Raw genomic sequence first — 18,557 nt, forward strand, 5'->3', positions numbered from 1 at the left:
GGCTCCGGCGAGGCAGGCCACGGGGGCTGTCGGCTGGGGATGCGGGGATCGGCCCCCGGTCAATGGCGGCACGGTCAGGCTCCCGTGCCGGTGGCGACGAGGACGGCGGCGACGGCCAGGACGAGCGAGCCCGCGAGCAGCGCGCCGAGGTAGGTCTGCACGTTCCCGGTCTGGGCGCGGCGGACGGCGGCGCCCAGCAGGCGGGGGGCGGTGCCGGCGCCGCGGACGTAGGTGTCGACGACCTCGCGGTCCAGGAAGCGGACCAGCGTGGCGGCGGCGCGTACGGGCCGGACGAAGAGAGCGGAGTAGACGGCGTCGAGGTGGAAGCCGACGGCCGCGTGGCGGTGCAGCGGGCCCAGCAGGAGGCGGCCGGGGTCGGCGGGGTCGGCGGCGCCGGAGACGCTCCCGTAGACCGGGGCGTGGGTGGCGATCGCGGTCTCCTCGGCGAGCCCGGGGGCGGCGTCCGGGGCGGTGACGACCGCACCGATGGGGGTGCGGGCGGCTAGGGCGCTGGTGTGCCGCCAGGTGGCGTAGGTGACCAGGCCGCCGATGAGGGCGAGTCCGGTGCCCAGGACGGAGGTGTTCAGGGTCGGGGCGAGCGAGCGCCCGTCGAACCATTCGGGCAGCAGGGGGGCGGCGAGACCGAGCGCGAGGGTGGGCACGAAGAGCACCCACAGGGCGGCGTTCATGACGAACGGCTGCGGGCCGTGGTCGGGGGCTTCGACGCCCTTGCCCTTGAAGGCCAGCAGCCACAGGCGGGCGGCGTAGGCCGCGGTGAGGAGGGCGGTGAGCAGACCGGAGACCAGTACGGTCCAGCCGGCGGCGCCGGGGATGGCGGCCGCCTCTCCGGTGGCGGCGTGCTCGGCGGCCCCCAGGACGGCTTCCTTGGAGAAGAAGCCGGCGAACGGCGGGACGGCGGCGAGTGCGAACAGCGCGACGGTGACGGTCCAGTACGCGTCCGGGATCCGCCGGGCCAGGCCGCTCATCCGGGACATGGCGGCCAGCGAGTTGGTGCCCGCGGCGTGGATGATCACGCCCGCGCCGAGGAAGAGGAGGGCCTTGAACGCACCGTGCGTCAGGAGGTGGAAGACGGCAGCGCCGCGGTCGCCGACGGCCAGCGCGCCGAGCATGTAGCCGAGCTGACCGACCGTCGAATAGGCCAGGACGCGCTTGATGTCGTCCTGGGCCAGCGCGGCCAGTCCTGAGCCGACCATGGTGATCGCGGCCATGACGGCGAGCACGACCAGCGCGGCCGCGGAGGCCGCGAAGACCGGGAGGAGGCGGGCCACGACATAGACACCGGCCGCCACCATCGTCGCGGCGTGGATCAGCGCCGAGACCGGCGTCGGGCCGGCCATCGCGTCCGGGAGCCAGGTGTGCAGCGGGAACTGCGCCGACTTGCCCGCGACACCGCCGAGCAGCAGCAGCGCGATCAGCGTCGGGTGGTCCAGGCCGCCGCCGGCGACGGAGCCGAGGATGCCGGTGATGTTGAAGGTGCCGGCGTCGGCGGCCAGCGCGAAGATGCCGAACAGAAAGGGGACATCGCCGAGCTTGGTGACGAGGAAGGCCTTGAGCGAGGCGGCGCGGGCGGTCTCGGTCTCCCAGTAGTGGCCCACCAGGAAGTAGGAGCAGATGCCCATGACTTCCCAGCCGACCAGCAGCATCATCAGGTCGCCGGTGTAGACGACGAGCAGCATCGCGGCGGTGAAGAGCGAGACCAGCGCGGCGTAGGAGGGGTAGCGCGGATCGTCGCGCAGATAGGCGGTGGAGTAGATCTGCACACAGGTCGCCACGACACCGACCAGGACGGCGATCAGCGCGGCGAAGCCGTCGATGTGCAGGGCCAGGTCGATGGGGACCGAGCCGGTCGGGGTGAGCCGGGTGGCGACGTCGGTGGCCGGTCCACCGCCCTGCCCGACGGCGACGACCACGGTGAGCACGGCCGCGGCGAGCGTCGGCAGCACGGCCAGCGGCCGTACGAAACCGGGCGTACGGCGCCCCAGGAGGAGGCCGGCGACGGCCCCGAGGAAGGGCAGGAGGGGAACGAGAACGGCGGTGGTCGTGAGCGTCACGCGGTGGCCTCCGCCTTGGTGTCCGGCTGCGGGGTCCCGTCCGCGGCGTCCGCCCCGGCCGGCTGCTCGGCGAGGTCGCGGAGCCGGTCGATGTCGGAGCTGCCGCGGTTGCGGTAGACGAGCAGCACGATCGCCAGGCCGATGCCGATCTCGGCGGCGGCGATGGCGATGGTGAAGAGGGTGAGCGCCTGGCCGGCGTGCAGGGTGTCGCGCAGCCAGACGTCGAAGGCGACGAGATTGAGGTTGACGGCGTTGAGCATCAGCTCGACGGACATCAGCACCAGGATCGCGTTGCGGCGGGCGAGCACGCCGTACAGACCGGTGCAGAAGAGGAGGACGGCGAGGACGGCCGGATAGGCGAGATGCATCAGCGCTGCTCCTCTCGCGGGGCGGGGGCACCGGAGGAGCTGTTCCCGAGAGCCGCCGCCGGGGCCCGGCCCTCGCCGCCCTTGCGGGACAGCACGATCGCCCCGACGAGCGCGGCGAGCAGCAGCACCGACAGCGCCTCGAAGGGCAGCACCCAGTACTGGAAGAGGCTGCGTCCGGAGACCTCGGTGGAGCCCTGGGCGGCGCCGTCGAGGTTGATCCAGGTGGCGCGGAAGGCGTCGACGACGACCCAGACCAGGGCGCCGGCCGAGGCGAGGGCCACCACGAGCGCGGCCCAGCGGTTGCCCGAGTCGGCGTCCGGTGAGCGGCCGATGGGGGCCTTGGTGAGCATCAGCCCGAAGAGCAGGAGGACGACGACGGAACCGACGTAGATCAGCACCTGCACCCAGGCGATGAACTCGGCCGTGAGGAGGAGGTATTCGACGGCGACCCCGCCGAGGGCGACCACCAGCCAGAGGGCGGCGTGCACCAGCTGCCGGGTGGTGACGGTGACCAGGGCCGCGCCGAGGGTGGCGATACCGACCAGGACGAAGGCGATCTCGACACCGGTGGGCGAAAGGAAGCCGTGGCCTGCGGCGGTGGCGGCGAGCGTCACGCTTCCTCCTCTGAGGTCTTCGGTGGTTCCTGGTCCGGGGCCGCGGCGGCCTGCGCCTCGGCCTCCGCCGCCTGCTGGGCGGCGAGTTTGTCCGCGGCCTTACGGGCGGCGGCGACCTCCTTGGGCTCCTCGGCCGCCGGGTCGAGAGCCGGCGGCTCGGGCACCGTCCACATCCACTCGCGGAGCTTGTCGCGCTCATGGGTCAGTTCGCGGATGTCGGTCTCGGCGTACTCGAACTCCGGCGACCAGAAGAGCGCGTCGAAGGGGCACACCTCGATGCAGATACCGCAGTACATGCACAGCGCGAAGTCGATCGCGAAGCGGTCCAGCACATTGCGGCTGCGCTCGCGGCCTCCGGGTGCGGCCGGCGGCACCGTCTCCTTGTGGGAGTCGATGTAGATGCACCAGTCCGGGCACTCGCGCGCGCACAGCATGCAGACCGTGCAGTTCTCCTCGAACAGGCCGATGACGCCGCGGGTACGGGGCGCCAGGTCGGGCTGGACGTCCGGGTACTGCGCGGTGACCGACCGCTTCGTCATCGTCCGCAGGGTGACGGCCAGGCCCTTGGCGAGGCCGCTGCCGGGGAACTTACGGGGCCGCCCGGAGGGCGTCGAAGAGGGGTGGTGGTCGGAAGACGGGAGGGACACTAGGAGATCACCACCTTCACTACGCCGGTGAGGGCGATCTGGGCGAGAGCGAGCGGGATCAGCACCGTCCAGGCGAGCTTTTGCAGCTGGTCCTCGCGCAGCCGCGGGTAGGTCACCCGCAGCCAGATGACGCCGAAGGCGAGGACCACGGTCTTCAGCAGCGTCCACAGCCAGCCCAGGCCGTCGGCGCCGAACGGGCCGTGCCAGCCGCCGAGGAAGAGCACCGAGGTCAGCGCGCAGAGCACGACGATGCCCGCGTACTCGGCGAGCAAGAAGAGGGCGAAGCGCAGTCCGGTGTACTCGGTGTACGCGCCGAAGATGATCTCCGAGTCGGCGACCGGCATGTCGAACGGCGGGCGCTGCAGCTCGGCGAGCCCCGCGGTGAAGAAGACCACCCCGCCGACGATCTGCCACGGCACCCACCACCAGTGGAAGGCCTCGACGATGCCGGGCAGCGAGAGCGTGCCGGCGGCCATCGCGACCGACGCCGCGGCCAGCAGCATCGGCAGCTCGTAGGCGAGCAGCTGTGCGGCCGTCCGCAGACCGCCCAGGAGCGAGAACTTGTTCGCCGAGGCCCAGCCCGCCATCAGCGAGCCGAGCACGCCGACGCCCATGACGGCGAGGACGAAGAAGATCCCCGCGTCCAGGGCCTGTCCGACGGCGTTGTGCGGCCCTATCGGGATGGCGACGAGCACCAGGAGGTAGGGCAGCAGCGCGACGGCGGGGGCGAGCTGGAAGATCCGCCGGTCGGCACCGGCCGGAACGATGTCCTCCTTCTGCGCGAACTTCACACCGTCGGCGACGAGCTGGGCCCAGCCGTGGAAACCGCCCGCGTACATCGGACCGAGGCGGCCCTGCATATGGGCCATGACCTTGTGCTCGGTCTGCCCGATGACCAGGGGGAACACCAGGAACACGGCGAAGACGGCGACGAGGCGCAGCGCGATGTCGAGGGCGTCGCTCATGCCGACACCTCGCTTCGCTCGGCCCCGCATTCGCGAGGCGCGCACCTCTCCACGATTCGCTCGCTGCGCTCGCTCATGGGGTGTCGCCTCCTGCCGGGTCTTGGGGGGTGGCTTGGTCGGGGCGGGGCTCGGGCGCGGATTCGGGCTCGGGCTGCTGGACCGGGGCGGTCTGCGGCTCGGCCGCGTCCTTCGGCTCCGGGGCCGGCTCGGGCTTGTCCTCGGGCGCGGGCTGCTGCTGCGGCTCCGCCCGGCCTTGCGGGGCCGCCTTCTCCGGTGCCGCCTTCTGCTCCGGCTCCCCCTCGCGCTCCCGCTCGTCGAAGGCCGGGCGCGCGTGGTGCCACGGTGCGTCGGAGGAGCGCGGTGCGGCCGCCTCGGGGGCCTTCGCCGCCGGAGCCTGCTCGGGCCCGGCCGCCTCCGCCGCGCGCTGCTGGCTCGCCGAGCCCTCGCCGGCCGAGCGCGTACGGCGGGCCGGGCGCTCCGGCCGCTCCGTAGGCGCCGGGGTCGCCGGTGTCTCCGCGGCCGCCGGGGTCTCCGGGGTCGCGGCCCCCTCCCCCGCGGCCTGCTGGCTCGCCGAACCCGCGCTCGCGGTCCGGGTACGCCGCGCCGGGCGCTCGCCCGCGGCGGCGCCGGCCGCGCGGGCACCGCCCGCCGCCCGTGCACCCCGCGCCGGACGCGCGGGCGCCGGCGGCAGCTGGCCCTTCAGCGGACCCCACTCATTCGGGTCCGGGACACCCGGCGGCAGCATCTGGCGGCGCTTGGGCCCGCCGTGCGCCGCACCCGCCGCAGGCTCCCCCGGCTCCTTGGCGCCCGGCCACGCCTTGGCGACCCGCGCCGCCAGCACGAAGTCCTTGCGCAGCGGGTGCCCCTCGAAGGACTCGGGGAGCAGCAGCGGTACGAGGTGGGGGTGACCGGTGAAATCGACGCCGAACATCTCGTGGGTCTCGCGCTCGTGCCAGCCCGCGCCCGCGTAGACGCCGACGGCGGTGGGCAGCGCGGCCGCCTCGTGCGGGACCGTCGTGCGCACGATCAGCCGCCGGACGGTCCCCGGGTGGGCGACGTCCGCGAGGTGCGCGCAGATCCGGAAGCCGGTGCCGGGCTCGTCGACGGCGCTCAGCCAGTCGAAGTAGCTGCAGCCGAGGTCGTCACGGGCCGCGGTCAGCGCGGTGAGCCAGCCGTCCACCGGGACGTCGACGGTCAGCAGGTCGTACGCCAGCTCCGCCGTGGCCCCCGCGCCGAAGATCTCGCTCGCGGGCCGCGGCAGCCAGCCGACCACGGGCTCGGCGGCGAGCTGCTCGGCGGTCTCCGGCTGCTCGGCCGGCTGCTGGGGCTGGTCCGGCTGCTCGCTCATCGAGGCTCCTCCCCCGGTGCCGTCGGCTCCTGCGCCGGCTTCGGGGCGGGCGGCGCCACCAGCCCGCTGCGCAGCGCGGCCGCCGAGGGCCGGGCGGCGCCCTTCGCGTACCGCTCCCCCAGCGACTCGCGGGCGATCTTCTCCTGGAGCTTGAGGATGCCCTGCAGCAGCGCCTCCGGCCGCGGCGGGCAGCCCGGTACGTACACATCGACCGGGATGATCTGGTCGACGCCCTTGGTGACCGAGTACGAGTCCCAGTAGGGACCGCCGCAGTTGGAGCAGGCCCCGAAGGAGATGACGTACTTGGGCTCGGGCATCTGCTCGTAGAGCCGCTTGACCGCGGGCGCCATCTTGTCGGTGACGGTGCCGGAGACGACCATCAGGTCGGCCTGGCGCGGGCCGGGCGCGAAGGGGATCACGCCGAGCCGGATGAAGTCGTGGCGCGCCATGGAGGCGGCGATGAACTCGATGGCACAGCAGGCCAGGCCGAAGTTGAAGACCCACAGGCTGTAGCGGCGGCCCCAGTTGAGGACCACCTTCATCGGTTCGGGCGCGAGCCGGGCCAGGGTGCCCAGGCGCCGCGGCTCCGGCAGGAACTCGGGGGCGGCGCCCTCGGGCGCGGCTGCCGAGTCGTTGGAGGCGGGGGTCACGTCCATTCCAGGACGCCCTTCTTCCATGCGTAGAGCAGGCCGACGGCGAGGAAGCCGAGGAAGATGAACATCTCCACGAGCGTCACGCCGCCGAAGCCGGGGGCGGCGAAGACCGTCGCCCAGGGGAACAGGAAGATCGAGTCGACGGCGAAGACGACGTAGAGGAAGGCGTAGACGTAGTAGCGGACCTGGGTGTGCGCCCAGCCCTCGCCGACCGGGTCCACGCCGCACTCGTACGTCAGCAGCTTCTCGGGCGTCGGCACGACAGGGCGCAGCAGCCGCCCGGCCCCGAAGGCCACGGCGACGAAGAGCACACCGACCACGGCGATGAGACCCACGACCGAATAGCCCTGGAAATAGTCCGCGGCGATGGTGGTGCGTACGGTCGCGTCCGGCACGTCCGCCCCTCGCTCCCTGACTGCGCTTGATTCAACGACTTCGACGATCTGTACGGACGGGAGTCTAGGCCCTGTCAGGCCCGCCCGAGCAGCCGAGTCGTCGCCAACGGTGAGCTTGTCCGTACTTCGCCCTACCTGGGCGGGAGGCAGCGTAGACATCCTGCGCGGTTGTCTCAGCAGGTGTCTCACAGAGCGGGATGCCGTGCCCTGCCCACCGGGGCGGGAGGGGGTGGGATCAGCGGACCGGACCGCCGTCGAAGGGGCTCCGGGTGTCGGGGCCGGCGGCGGGCGCGGGGGGCTCCGGGGCCTGGGGCGTCGGCATCGGGGGTGAGGCCGGCGACTGGGGCGCCGGGGCCTGGGGCGCGGGCCCCGGCTGAGGTGAGGCCTGGGGCACGGGCTGGGGCAGGTAGTGCTGCTGGGGCGGCGACTGGGGTTGCTGGGGCTGGAGCGGCGCCGGTGCGTGAGGCGCCGGTTGCGGCTGTGCCGGAGGTGGCATGTGTGGCTGAGTCGGCGGCGGCGACTGCGGCGGCGTCTGTGCCGGTGCGTACGCCGGCGGCTGGCCGGGCGCGGTCGCCGGCGGCTGCCCCGGGGCGTACGCCGGAGCCGGGCCCTCCACGTACGTCGTGGCCTGAACCGGTCCGTTGGCCGTCGTCTGGACCGGCGCGCCGGCGGGCGCCGTCTGCTGCCGGCGCCGGCCGACGGACCGGTTCATCGCCTCGGCCGCGATCCGCGCCGCCGCCTCCCGTGTCCGTTCGCCGAGCAGCTCCGTACGGATCGCGCCACCGGCCGCCAGATGGCGGTCGTACGGCAGGGGCAGCACCGCCGCGCCGCCGGCACCCAGGTGTTCGGCCGCCTTGCGGACATCGACACCGCTGTCGGGCGAGGAGTGGGTGAGCACGACCACCGTGGTCGGCAGCAGTCCGGGGTGCAGGCCGCCGATCCAGTTCAGTACGGAGCGGGTGGCCGCCACGCCCTCCGGGGTCGCCGGGGTGACCAGCACCCGCGCGTGTGTGGTCACCAGCGCCGTGCGCGCCACCTCGGCGGGCAGCGTCTCGCAGTCCACGACGGTGGCCGCGAAGTGGCGGCGCAGGGACGTCATCACGACGCGGTAGGTGTCGATGTCCAGACGGGTGCCGATGGCGCCCTGGCTGCCGGGCAGCAGCCAGCCGCCACCGGCGAACGGCAGGAGATAGCCGGTCAGGTCCGTGATCAGCATCGACGGATCGACGATCTGCGCCAGATCGCTGCCCGACCAGCGCACCTCACGGGCGCCGAGGCGGTGCGGCAGCGTGCCGAGCGCCGGGTCCGCCTCGACGGCGAGGACGGGGTCGGAGCGGTAGTGCGCGAAGGTGAGCGCCAGGAGGGCGGCGACGGTGGACTTGCCCGCACCGCCCCGGATGCTGGACACGGCGATCTGCCGCCCCGTGGTCACGGGCTGCTGGATGGCGTACGCGGCCTGGGTGACGGCGGCCGTCTCGGCGGCCGGCGACGAGGCGAAGACCCGGCGCAGCGCGCGACCGGCGCGCCGGGCCAGCGGGTCGCCGCGGCGCGGCCTGGGCTGCCCGTCGGCCAGCTCCGGCGGCAGAAGGGGCACGGAGACGGGCGTCCGCGCCGGCAGCCCGGACCGGCCGTAGCGGCCGGGGGCGGGGGCTTGGGCGGACGGCACCGAGAGCTGGGGAGACGGCGCCGAGGGTTGGGGAGACGGCGCCGAGGGCTGGGCGGGCGGCGGGCCGCCCGGGGCGGGGGCGGCGGGCGCGGGCATCGGCCCGGCGGCGGGTATCGGCCCGGCCGCCTGCACCGGCTCGGTGGCCGACACCGGCTCGGCCGCCGGAACGGCACCCGGCCCGTAGCTCGCGTTCACCGCGTCCCCGCCTTCTGCCGCTCCGGCTCCCACTCGGGCCCCCTCGCCCACTCCCGCTCCGTCCACGTTCGCTCCGTCCGGAATCGCTCGGTCCGGGTTCGCTCCCGACGATGACAAGACCCCTGCACCACCCTCCGGGTCAGGACGTGCCGAACAGCAGGCCGTAGAGCCCGAAGGCCCCGAGGGCCACCGGGATCAGCGCCACCACGCTCACCGACTCGGCCAGGTCCAGCCACCGCCGCAGCCGCGCCCGCAGCGCCTCCGGCACCCGCACGGCGAGCACCGCGACCGGCAGGACGGCCAGCACACCCAGCGTGGCCAGCGCGAACGCCGGCGCCCCGCCGTCGATGGCCCAGAGCAGCACCAGCCGTACGCCCACCACCAGACCCGCCGCCAGCAGCGCGACGACCTCCACGGCCAGCGGGTAGGCGCGGGCCCGCGAGCACAGGACGACGCACAGCAGCAGCCCGGCGAGCACCGTCCACAGGTCGGGCGTGCGCACCGTGAGCACACCGGCGGCGCCGGCCGAGGCCGCCATCGCCACCGTGGCCAGGGCCAGCTCCCGATGGGCGGCGCCCAGCGCGCCCGCCACCTGATGCCGGCTGACCGGTGTGCCGCCGGATCGCTGGTCGTCGAGCCGGGTCAGACCGGCCGCCATCAGGGCGAGCCGCGGCAGATAGCCGAGGACCAGTACGGAGCCGAAGCCGAGCGCAACTCCCGTACGCGCGGGGGTGGTCATGGCCAGTCCCAGCTCCCAGGCGCCCACGGCGAGCGCGACCGACGCCGCGCCTATCAGGCCGGCGCGACCGAGCCCCGCACAGAGTCCGAGGAGCGCGAGCACGGCCGCGACGGTCAGCCCGACGGCGGCGAACCTGGGGCCGCCGTCCGGGACCGCCTGCCAGGCCGCGGCCACCCCGAGGGTGCCGCCGAGCAGCAGGGCGACTGGGGGGACGGGCTGCCCCGTCCGTCCGGCGCGTGTGCCGAGGGCCGCCGCGGCGGCCGTGATGACGACGGCGGCGATGCCGAGCCCCAGGGCGGCGCCGCCGTTCCCGTACCAGCTGTGTGCGCAGATCCCGGCGACCGCGCCGAGCAGCACGCTCGCCGCCGTAGCGGTCCAGGCCCTGCTCCGCTCGCCCCATCCCCAGCCGTGGACATCGAGGGGGTCGGCCACGGCGTCGGTGAGGTCCCGCGCCGCGGATTCCGGCTGCCGCGCGGCGAAATCCGGCCTCAGCAACCGGCCGTCGTCACTGCGCGCCATCGCCACCCGCCCCTCCCGTTGTGCATCGCCACACAATACGGTCCCGGCGTCGCGCCCTGTCCACCGCTGTGGACAACGAAACGAGCATCGACCACTGCCCCCGCTCCGTGCCGGGCCGGGGCCTTGACCTGCGACGGTGCGGACGGCGTGGGAAGCGATGGTGGGGAAAACCCCACCATCCGCCACCCCAGCCACCCCATGGCACCCGCAGCCGCGGCCGGGCAGGCTGGGGGGCATGACGGACAGTTCCCGACCCGGTGCCGCTGCTGACGACCTTGACGGTGCCTCACCCCCGCCGCCCAAAGCGCCCCTCAGCAAGGCGACATGGCAGGAGATCGCCTATCTGCTGGCCAACTTCCCGCTGGGCGTCCCGGCCTTCGCGGTGGTGGTCGTCTGGCTGGCGCTGGGGCTCGGGCTGTCGGTCACCGTGATCGGGCTGCCGCTGCTGGCCACGGGACTGATGGTGTGCCGGCAGTACGGGAAGCTGGAGCGGGCCAGGGCGCGGGCGCTGCTCGGGGTGCGGGTCGAGGAGCCGAGCCCGCTGCGGGCGCGGGAGTCCGGGTTCTTCCCGTGGCTGTGGACGCGCCTGAAGGACCCGGTCGCCTGGCGGCACGCGCTGTTCGCGTTCGTCCGGCTGCCGTGGGCGCTTCTCACCTTCACGGTCGTCTTCGCCTCGCTCTTCGTGGGATGGCCGGCGCTCCCCTGGGTGGCGCGCTGGCTGTCGAACGTCGACCGGGCGATGGTGCGCGGCCTGCTGTCGCCGTCCGACGAGCTGGAGCGGCGGATCGCCGAGCTGGAGTCGGACCGGGTGACGGTCACGGACACCGCGGCCGCCGATCTGCGGCGGATCGAGCGGGATCTGCACGACGGCGCGCAGGCCCGGCTGGTGGCGCTGGCCATGGGGCTCGGGCTGGCGAAGGAGAAGCTGCTGGAGGGGCAGGCCGACGAAACCGTGGCGGCGATGGTGGACGAGGCGCACGGCGAGGTGAAGCTGGCGCTCCAAGAGCTGCGGGATCTGGCCCGGGGCATCCATCCGGCGATCCTCACCGACCGCGGGCTGGGGCCCGCCCTGGCCTCGCTGGCCGGGCGCTGCACGGTGCCCGCGACGACCTCCGTCGACCTGGCCGAGCGGCCCGCGCCCGCCATCGAGGGCATCGCCTACTTCACCGTCTCCGAGCTGCTGCAGAACGTCTCCAAGCACAGCGCGGCGCGGCGGGCGTCCGTCGAGGTGTGGCAGGCGGAGGACCGTCTGCTGATCCAGGTGGTGGACGACGGGCGGGGCGGGGCGCGGCTGGACGGCGGCAGCGGGATGGCCGGGCTCGCCGAGCGGCTGGGGTCGGTGGACGGGCTGTTCGTGCTGGATTCGCCGGTCGGCGGGCCGACGCGGGTGACGGCGGAGCTGCCGTGGCGGGCGCCTGACGGGGCGGCGCCGGCGCCGGCGTCGAAGCGGGAGCGGCGGCCGAGGGGCCGCTGACCTGCGAGTTGCGCTGAACCCCAGGTCAGGGGGTGGGGAAAACCCCAGGAAAAGACTGCGAAGACCCTCATGGTGCGCCGGGCTCAGCTCGCGGAGGCTTGTCGTAGCGGAAAACCGCTGGGCCCGCGCAGGGCCGGCAGATCACGCAGCGGCGCCGACGGGCAGGAACCGCATACGACAGAACGGACGACGAGACGATGGATACGGCATACGCACCGCAGCCCCGCGGCTCACGAGTGCCCGTGGGAGTGCGCGCCCCGTTCTCCGGGCGCACCTGGCGGGAGTTCCTCTACCTCTTCCTCAGCCTCCCGATGTCCATCGTGATGTTCACGTACGCGATAGCGGTGATCTCGCTCGGCGCCGGTCTGCTGGTGACGTTCCTGGGCATTCCGCTGCTGGCGGGCGGCCTGGCCGGCAACCGGGGGCTGGGCAGCGTGGAGCGTGCGCGGGCCCGGGGCCTGCTGGCGCTGGACGTGGCCGATCCTGAGCCGGTGCGTCCCTCGAAGCCGGGGGTGATGGGCTGGGTCGGGGCCGTGTTGAAGAGCGGGGTGTCCTGGCGGCACCTGCTCTACTCCCTGCTGCACTTCCCGTGGGCGGTCTTCTCCTTCGTCCTCTCGGTGACGTTCTGGACCATCGGCTGGGCGCTGCTGGCCTATCCGCTGTGGCGGTGGACGTTCCCCGCCTACCTCGACCAGCCGGGCATCCAGATGTGGGGCGACGGCAGCGGCAACGGCTTCTACCTCGACACCACCGCGGAGATCTGGATCACCAGCGGGATGGGGCTGCTGCTCGTACTGGCCGGGCCGTGGGTGATCCGCGGGCTGACGCAGGTGGACCGGGTCATGGTCCACGGTCTGCTGGGCCCCTCCTCGCTCGCCACCCGGGTCGTTGAGCTGGAGTCGGACCGCGGCGTCGTGGTGGACACCGCGGCGGCCGATCTGCGCCGCATCGAGCGCGATCTGCACGACGGTGCGCAGGCACGGCTGGTCTCGCTCGCCATGGATCTGGGCCTGGCCAAGGAGAAGCTGGCACAGGACCCGGAAGCCGCGGCGCGGATGGTCGACGAGGCACACGGCGAGGTGAAGATCGCGCTCCAGGAGCTGCGCGATCTGGCCCGGGGGATACACCCGGCGATCCTCACCGACCGGGGTCTCGGCCCGGCGCTGTCGGCGCTGGCCGCCCGCTGCACGGTTCCGGTGAAGGTGACGGTGGACCTCGACCACCGCCCGGCGGCGGCCATCGAGGGCATCGCCTACTTCACCGTCTCCGAGCTGCTGCAGAACGTCTCCAAGCACGCCCGGGCCACCCGCGCGACGGTGGATGTCTGGTGCACCGCGGACCGGCTCGTGGTGCTGGTGACGGACGACGGCAGGGGCGGCGCCCGCACCGACGCCGGCACCGGCCTGGCCGGTCTCGCGGAGCGACTCGGCTCCGTCGACGGCCTGCTGATAGTGGACTCCCCGATCGACGGCCCGACGTCCATCACGGCCGAACTGCCCTGGCGCGGGTGACCACGGGGACGCCGGAGCGGGGAAACGGGCGGCGGCCGGGGCCGGGACGGGGGTCCGGCCCCGAAACCCACGCCGCTCGCCCGCCACGCCTGCGCCGTTCTTCCCTCCGACGCCGCTCGCCCCGCCTCGGCACCGCCGCTGCCTCCCCCTTCCCCCTGATCCGCCCGCCCGCGTCCGAATGCTGGAATGCTGGGGACCGGCAGGGTGGGTGCGATGAGGCATGGGGGATCGGAAGTCGTGGAGGACAAGGTGCGGGTGGTCATCGCCGAGGATTCGGTGCTGCTCCGGGAGGGGCTGACCCGGCTGCTCACCGACCGTGGGCATGAGGTCGTGGCGGGCGTGGGGGACGCCGAGGCACTGATCAAGGCGATCGGGGAGCTGGAGGACGAGGACGCGCTGCCGGACGTGGTGGTGGCGGACGTACGGATGCCGCCGACGCATACGGACGAGGGGGTGCGGGCCGCGATCCGGCTGCGTCGCGACCATCCGGGCCTGGGGGTGCTGGTGCTGTCGCAGTACGTCGAGGAGCAGTACGCCACGGAGCTGCTGGCCGGGTCGAGCCGGGGTATCGGCTATCTGCTCAAGGACCGGGTCGCCGAGGTGCGGGAGTTCGTCGACGCGGTGGTCCGGGTCGCCGAGGGCGGCACCGCGCTGGACCCGGAGGTGGTGGCGCAGCTGCTGGGCCGCAGCCGTAAGCAGGATGTGCTGGCCAATCTGACGCCGCGCGAGCGGGAGGTGCTGGGCCTGATGGCCGAGGGCCGGACGAACTCCGCCATCGCCCGGCAGCTGGTGGTCAGCGACGGTGCGGTCGAGAAGCACGTCAGCAACATCTTCCTGAAGCTGGGGCTGGCGCAGAGTGACGGGGATCACCGCAGAGTGCTTGCCGTACTCACCTATCTCAACTCCTAACCGCCTGACAGTGTGTCAGTTTGGCAGGCCGAGGCCATTTTCGCCCCGGCCCGGGACTTTGGACGTAGAACCAATGGAGGAGTCCGGAGCGTCACGAATAAGGGGTTGCGGGGGCGATGATTTCATGACAAAACGCGCCAGATCGGTGTCTCATCTTGACGTCCACCATGTGATCGACCCAGGGAAGGTCACCCTTACCCACGTACGATGGTTATGGGACAACCGTCCGGTACGACTCGTCCCGAGCCCTGCCTCCGGCGGGGACGCCGCACCCCTCGAGGGAGGTCCGAAGCAGTGACCAGCCAGGTCAGTAGCCCAGCCGAGCAGACCGACGCAGCGCTAGTCGGGGAACAGCGCTCTTCCGGTAACGGCGGGGAAGGCAAGGAAGTCCGGCGCCTGGACCGGGTGATCATCCGGTTCGCCGGTGACTCCGGTGATGGAATGCAGCTCACCGGAGACCGGTTCACCTCAGAAACGGCGTCGTTCGGCAACGACCTGTCGACGCTGCCCAACTTCCCCGCCGAGATCCGGGCGCCCGCCGGCACGCTGCCGGGCGTCTCCAGCTTCCAGCTGCACTTCGCCGATCACGACATCCTCACGCCCGGTGACGCTCCGAACGTGCTGGTGGCGATGAACCCGGCCGCGCTCAAGGCGAACCTCGCCGACGTCCCGCGCGGCGCGGAGATCATCGTCAACACCGACGAGTTCACCAAGCGCCCGATGGCGAAGGTCGGCTATGCGACCAGCCCGCTGGAGGACGGCTCGCTGGCGGCCTACAACGTCCATCCGGTGCCGCTGACGACGCTGACGATCGAGGCGCTCAAGGAGTTCGGGCTCTCCCGCAAGGAGGCCGAGCGCAGCAAGAACATGTTCGCGCTGGGGCTGCTGTCGTGGATGTACCACCGCCCGACCGAAGGCACCGAGAAGTTCCTGCGCGCCAAGTTCGCCAAGAAGCCGGACATCGCGGAGGCGAACGTCACCGCGTTCCGGGCGGGCTGGAACTTCGGCGAGACGACCGAGGACTTCGCGGTCTCCTACGAGGTCGCACCGGCCACCAAGGCCTTCCCGACCGGCACCTACCGCAACATCTCCGGCAACCTCGCGCTGTCCTACGGCCTGGTCGCCGCCTCCCAGCAGGCGGATCTGCCGCTGTATCTCGGCTCCTACCCGATCACCCCGGCCTCCGACATCCTGCACGAGCTGTCCAAGCACAAGAACTTCGGTGTGCGGACGTTCCAGGCGGAGGACGAGATCGCCGGTATCGGCGCGGCGCTGGGCGCGGCGTTCGGCGGCGCCCTGGCGGTGACGACCACGTCCGGCCCGGGTGTGGCGCTGAAGTCGGAGACCATCGGTCTCGCGGTCAGCCTCGAACTTCCACTGCTGATCGTGGACATCCAGCGCGGCGGGCCCTCGACGGGTCTGCCGACGAAGACCGAGCAGGCCGACCTGCTGCAGGCGATGTACGGACGCAACGGCGAGGCGCCGGTGCCGATCGTGGCGCCCAGGACCCCCGCCGACTGCTTCGACGCGGCGCTGGACGCGGCCCGTATCGCGCTGACGTACCGCACCCCCGTCTTCCTGCTCTCCGACGGCTATCTGGCCAACGGCTCCGAGCCCTGGCGGATCCCCGACGTCGGGGAACTCCCCGATCTGCGCGTGCAGTTCGCCTCCGGCCCCAACCACGAGCTGGCGGACGGCACGGAGGTCTTCTGGCCGTACAAGCGCGATGCGCAGACCCTGGCCCGCCCCTGGGCGGTGCCGGGCACGCCGGGCCTGGAGCACCGCATCGGCGGTATCGAGAAGCAGGACGGCACCGGAAACATCTCCTACGACCCCGCCAACCACGACTTCATGGTGCGCACCCGCCAGGCCAAGATCGACGGCATCGAGGTCCCGGACCTGGTGGTCGACGACCCCGCCGACGACAGCGGCCGGGGCGCCGGCACCCTGGTCATCGGCTGGGGTTCGACGTACGGACCGATCACCGCGGCGGTACGGCGCGTAAGGGGCGCAGGGGAGCGCATCGCGCAGGCCCATCTGCGCCACCTCAACCCCGTCCCCCGGAATCTGGGCGAGGTCCTGGCGCGTTACGACAAGGTGATCGTGCCGGAGATGAACCTCGGGCAGCTCGCCACTCTGCTGCGTGCCAAGTACCTGGTCGACGCCCGCTCGCACACCCAGGTCAGCGGAATGCCGTTCAAGGCCGAGCAGCTCGCGGAGGTCTTTAAGGAGGCCATCAATGACTGAGACGATCTCGGAGAGGCCCTCGCAGATCGAGGCGCTCTCCCTGGTGCCCAAGGCCGAGGCCAAGCAGTCCATGAAGGACTTCAAGTCCGATCAGGAAGTGCGCTGGTGCCCCGGTTGCGGTGACTACGCCGTCCTCGCCGCCGTGCAGGGCTTCATGCCCGAGCTCGGTCTGGCGAAGGAGAACATCGTCTTCGTCTCCGGCATCGGCTGCTCCTCCCGCTTCCCGTACTACATGAACACCTACGGGATGCACTCCATCCACGGCCGCGCCCCGGCCATCGCCACCGGCCTGGCCTCCTCGCGGCGCGATCTGTCCGTCTGGGTCGTCACGGGCGACGGCGATGCGCTGTCCATCGGCGGCAACCACCTCATCCACGCCCTGCGGCGCAACGTCAACCTCAAGATCCTGCTGTTCAACAACCGGATCTACGGTCTGACCAAGGGCCAGTACAGCCCCACCTCCGAGGTCGGCAAGATCACCAAGTCGACGCCGATGGGCTCGCTGGACGCGCCGTTCAACCCGGTCTCGCTGGCGCTCGGGGCCGAGGCGACGTTCGTGGCCCGTACGGTCGACTCCGATCGCAAGCACCTCACCTCGGTACTGCGCGAGGCCGCCGCCCACCCCGGCACGGCGCTGGTGGAGATCTACCAGAACTGCAACATCTTCAACGACGGCGCCTTCGAGGTCCTCAAGGACAAGGAGAAGGCCCAGGAGGCGGTCATCCGCCTGGAGCACGGCCAGCCGATCCGCTTCGGCGCCCCGGCCGCCGACGGCCTCGGCTCCAAGGGCGTGGTCCGCGACCCGGCCACCGGCGACCTCAAGATCATCGACGTGCAGCAGGAGGGCACGGAGGGGGTGCTGGTGCACGATGCACACAGCCCCTCCCCCACCACGGCCTTCGCGCTCTCCCGGCTCGCGGACCCCGACACCCTCCACCACACCCCGATCGGTGTGCTGCGCAATGTCGAACGGCCGGTCTACGACACCCTGATGTCCGACCAGCTGGACACCGCCATCGAGCAGCAGGGCAAGGGCGACCTCGCCGCGCTGCTGACCGGCAACGACACCTGGACGGTCGTCGGCTGACGAGCACGGTCCACGGCGGACGTGCCGCAGGGCGCGGCCGATGCGTGCAGGGCCTACGGATACCGCTGCGGGTGTCCGTACGGGAACGTCCCATGGCGTCCCCGTACGGGCACCCGCTTGCGGTTGCGGGGTGCAGCGCCCCGTTCGACGTGGGCGCGGCGCGTCTCTTCTGCGCGTCTCGTACGAGTGCCATGCTGGCGGCCTCCAACCGCCAAGGGGCAAGACATGAGCATCGTGGTCACCGGCGCCAGCGGGGCGCTCGGCCGGCTGGTCATCGACGAGCTGCTCAAGCGCACCGCACCGGGCGACATCGTCGCGGTCGCCCGGGACCGGGCCAAGACCACGGGCCTGGCGGCGCTCGGGGTCGGCATCAAGATCGCGGACTACGGTCGGCCCGAGACGCTCGAGGGGGTCTTCGCGACCGGCGACCGAGCGCTCCTCATCTCCGGCAACGAGGCCGGTCAGCGCCTCACGCAGCACCGCGACGTGATCGACGCGGCGCGCGAGGCGGGCGTGGGGCTGCTGGCATACACCAGCGTGCTGGGCGGGCCGACCGCCACCTTCTCCATCGCCGAGGAACACATCGCCACCGAGCAGGCGCTGCTCGCGTCCGGTGTGCCGTACTGCCTGCTGCGCAACGGCTGGTACCACGAGAACTACACCGGTGCGCTGGCCGGCACGCTGAAGGCCGGCGCGGTGGTCGGCAGCGCGGGCGAGGGCCGGGTGGCCTCCGCCGCGCGCCGGGACTATGCCGAGGCGGCCGCCGTCGTACTCACCGGCACCGGCCATGAGAACTCGGTGTACGAGCTGAGCGGTGACACCGCCTGGTCGATGGCGGAGTACGCCGCCGAGGTGTCCCGGCAGACCGGCCGGAGGATCCCGTACCGCGATCTGCCCCAGGAGCGGTACGTGGCCCTCATGATCGAGGCGGGGGTGCCGGCCCTGGGGGCGCAGTTGGTCGCCGACGCGGACGCCGGGATCGCCCGAGGCGAGCTGGCGGCGACGCCCGGCGACCTCTCCCGGCTCATCGGCCGCCCGACGACACCGATCGCCGGGTCGATCGCGGACGCCCTGAAACGACTGCAGACCTGAGGCGACTACCGGCCCGAGGCGGCCCCGTTCCGAGGCGGCTCCCCGCCGTCGTTCTT

The 18,557-nt window shown here is 72.7% G+C and carries 16 protein-coding genes; 6 read left to right on the top strand and 10 right to left on the bottom strand.

Annotated elements, in window-relative coordinates:
* Positions 1 to 74 precede the first annotated feature (74 nt).
* From WAB15_RS18815 to WAB15_RS18860, 10 genes are all read right to left on the bottom strand, one after another.
* Entirely contained in the window at positions 75 to 2,072 is a 1,998-nt protein-coding gene (locus tag WAB15_RS18815; protein ID WP_407286946.1) for an NADH-quinone oxidoreductase subunit L, read from the bottom strand.
* The gene (gene nuoK, locus WAB15_RS18820; RefSeq protein ID WP_384429816.1) at positions 2,069 to 2,440 is read right to left on the bottom strand and encodes an NADH-quinone oxidoreductase subunit NuoK; all 372 of its coding nucleotides are present in this window, start codon (positions 2,438 to 2,440) and stop codon (positions 2,069 to 2,071) included. The genes WAB15_RS18815 and nuoK overlap by 4 nt, the downstream gene beginning before the upstream one ends.
* Positions 2,440 to 3,054 carry an NADH-quinone oxidoreductase subunit J gene (locus tag WAB15_RS18825; RefSeq protein WP_407286947.1) on the bottom strand — a complete coding sequence of 205 codons (615 nt, stop codon included), beginning with the start codon at positions 3,052 to 3,054 and terminating at the stop codon, positions 2,440 to 2,442. Before WAB15_RS18825 ends, nuoK begins: the two co-directional genes overlap by 1 nt.
* Positions 3,051 to 3,593, bottom strand: a complete 543-nt coding sequence (locus WAB15_RS18830) for a 4Fe-4S binding protein (protein WP_399146739.1) — start codon at positions 3,591 to 3,593, stop codon at positions 3,051 to 3,053. The genes WAB15_RS18825 and WAB15_RS18830 overlap by 4 nt, the downstream gene beginning before the upstream one ends.
* Before the next feature lie 107 nt (positions 3,594 to 3,700).
* On the bottom strand, positions 3,701 to 4,666 hold the full coding sequence (locus WAB15_RS18835; RefSeq protein ID WP_407286948.1) for a complex I subunit 1/NuoH family protein: 966 nt from the start codon (positions 4,664 to 4,666) through the stop codon (positions 3,701 to 3,703).
* Between the two features lie 73 nt (positions 4,667 to 4,739).
* A complete protein-coding gene (locus WAB15_RS18840) occupies positions 4,740 to 6,014 on the bottom strand; it encodes an NADH-quinone oxidoreductase subunit C (protein WP_407286949.1) in 1,275 nt (424 codons plus the stop codon).
* On the bottom strand, positions 6,011 to 6,670 hold the full coding sequence (locus WAB15_RS18845; RefSeq protein ID WP_407286950.1) for an NADH-quinone oxidoreductase subunit B: 660 nt from the start codon (positions 6,668 to 6,670) through the stop codon (positions 6,011 to 6,013). Before WAB15_RS18845 ends, WAB15_RS18840 begins: the two co-directional genes overlap by 4 nt.
* Positions 6,661 to 7,062, bottom strand: coding sequence for an NADH-quinone oxidoreductase subunit A (locus tag WAB15_RS18850; protein WP_399146515.1), 402 nt, complete (start codon positions 7,060 to 7,062; stop codon positions 6,661 to 6,663). Before WAB15_RS18850 ends, WAB15_RS18845 begins: the two co-directional genes overlap by 10 nt.
* A gap of 235 nt (positions 7,063 to 7,297) precedes the next feature.
* A complete protein-coding gene (locus WAB15_RS18855) occupies positions 7,298 to 8,923 on the bottom strand; it encodes a hypothetical protein (protein WP_407286951.1) in 1,626 nt (541 codons plus the stop codon).
* Positions 8,924 to 9,062: 139 nt separating this feature from the next.
* On the bottom strand, positions 9,063 to 10,181 hold the full coding sequence (locus WAB15_RS18860; protein WP_407286952.1) for a secretion protein snm4: 1,119 nt from the start codon (positions 10,179 to 10,181) through the stop codon (positions 9,063 to 9,065).
* 235 nt (positions 10,182 to 10,416) lie between these two features.
* On the opposite strand from WAB15_RS18860, the gene WAB15_RS18865 reads away from it, so the two are divergent.
* From WAB15_RS18865 to WAB15_RS18890, 6 genes are all read left to right on the top strand, one after another.
* Positions 10,417 to 11,655 (top strand): sensor histidine kinase, encoded by a 1,239-nt coding sequence (locus tag WAB15_RS18865; protein WP_407286953.1) that lies wholly within the window; start codon positions 10,417 to 10,419, stop codon positions 11,653 to 11,655.
* Positions 11,656 to 11,852: 197 nt separating this feature from the next.
* Positions 11,853 to 13,166: a sensor histidine kinase gene (locus WAB15_RS18870; protein ID WP_407286954.1), complete on the top strand. Its 1,314-nt coding sequence runs from the start codon at positions 11,853 to 11,855 to the stop codon at positions 13,164 to 13,166.
* Positions 13,167 to 13,415: 249 nt separating this feature from the next.
* Positions 13,416 to 14,075: a LuxR C-terminal-related transcriptional regulator gene (locus WAB15_RS18875; protein ID WP_407289250.1), complete on the top strand. Its 660-nt coding sequence runs from the start codon at positions 13,416 to 13,418 to the stop codon at positions 14,073 to 14,075.
* A gap of 294 nt (positions 14,076 to 14,369) precedes the next feature.
* Positions 14,370 to 16,322: a 2-oxoacid:acceptor oxidoreductase subunit alpha gene (locus WAB15_RS18880; protein ID WP_407286955.1), complete on the top strand. Its 1,953-nt coding sequence runs from the start codon at positions 14,370 to 14,372 to the stop codon at positions 16,320 to 16,322.
* Positions 16,315 to 17,409, top strand: a complete 1,095-nt coding sequence (locus WAB15_RS18885) for a 2-oxoacid:ferredoxin oxidoreductase subunit beta (protein WP_399146509.1) — start codon at positions 16,315 to 16,317, stop codon at positions 17,407 to 17,409. Before WAB15_RS18880 ends, WAB15_RS18885 begins: the two co-directional genes overlap by 8 nt.
* Positions 17,410 to 17,634: 225 nt before the next feature.
* A complete protein-coding gene (locus WAB15_RS18890; RefSeq protein ID WP_407286956.1) occupies positions 17,635 to 18,501 on the top strand; it encodes an SDR family oxidoreductase in 867 nt (288 codons plus the stop codon).
* The last annotated feature ends 56 nt before the right edge of the window (positions 18,502 to 18,557 follow it).

Source organism: Streptomyces sirii (genome assembly GCF_045690365.1).
Taxonomy (GTDB): domain Bacteria; phylum Actinomycetota; class Actinomycetes; order Streptomycetales; family Streptomycetaceae; genus Streptomyces; species Streptomyces sirii.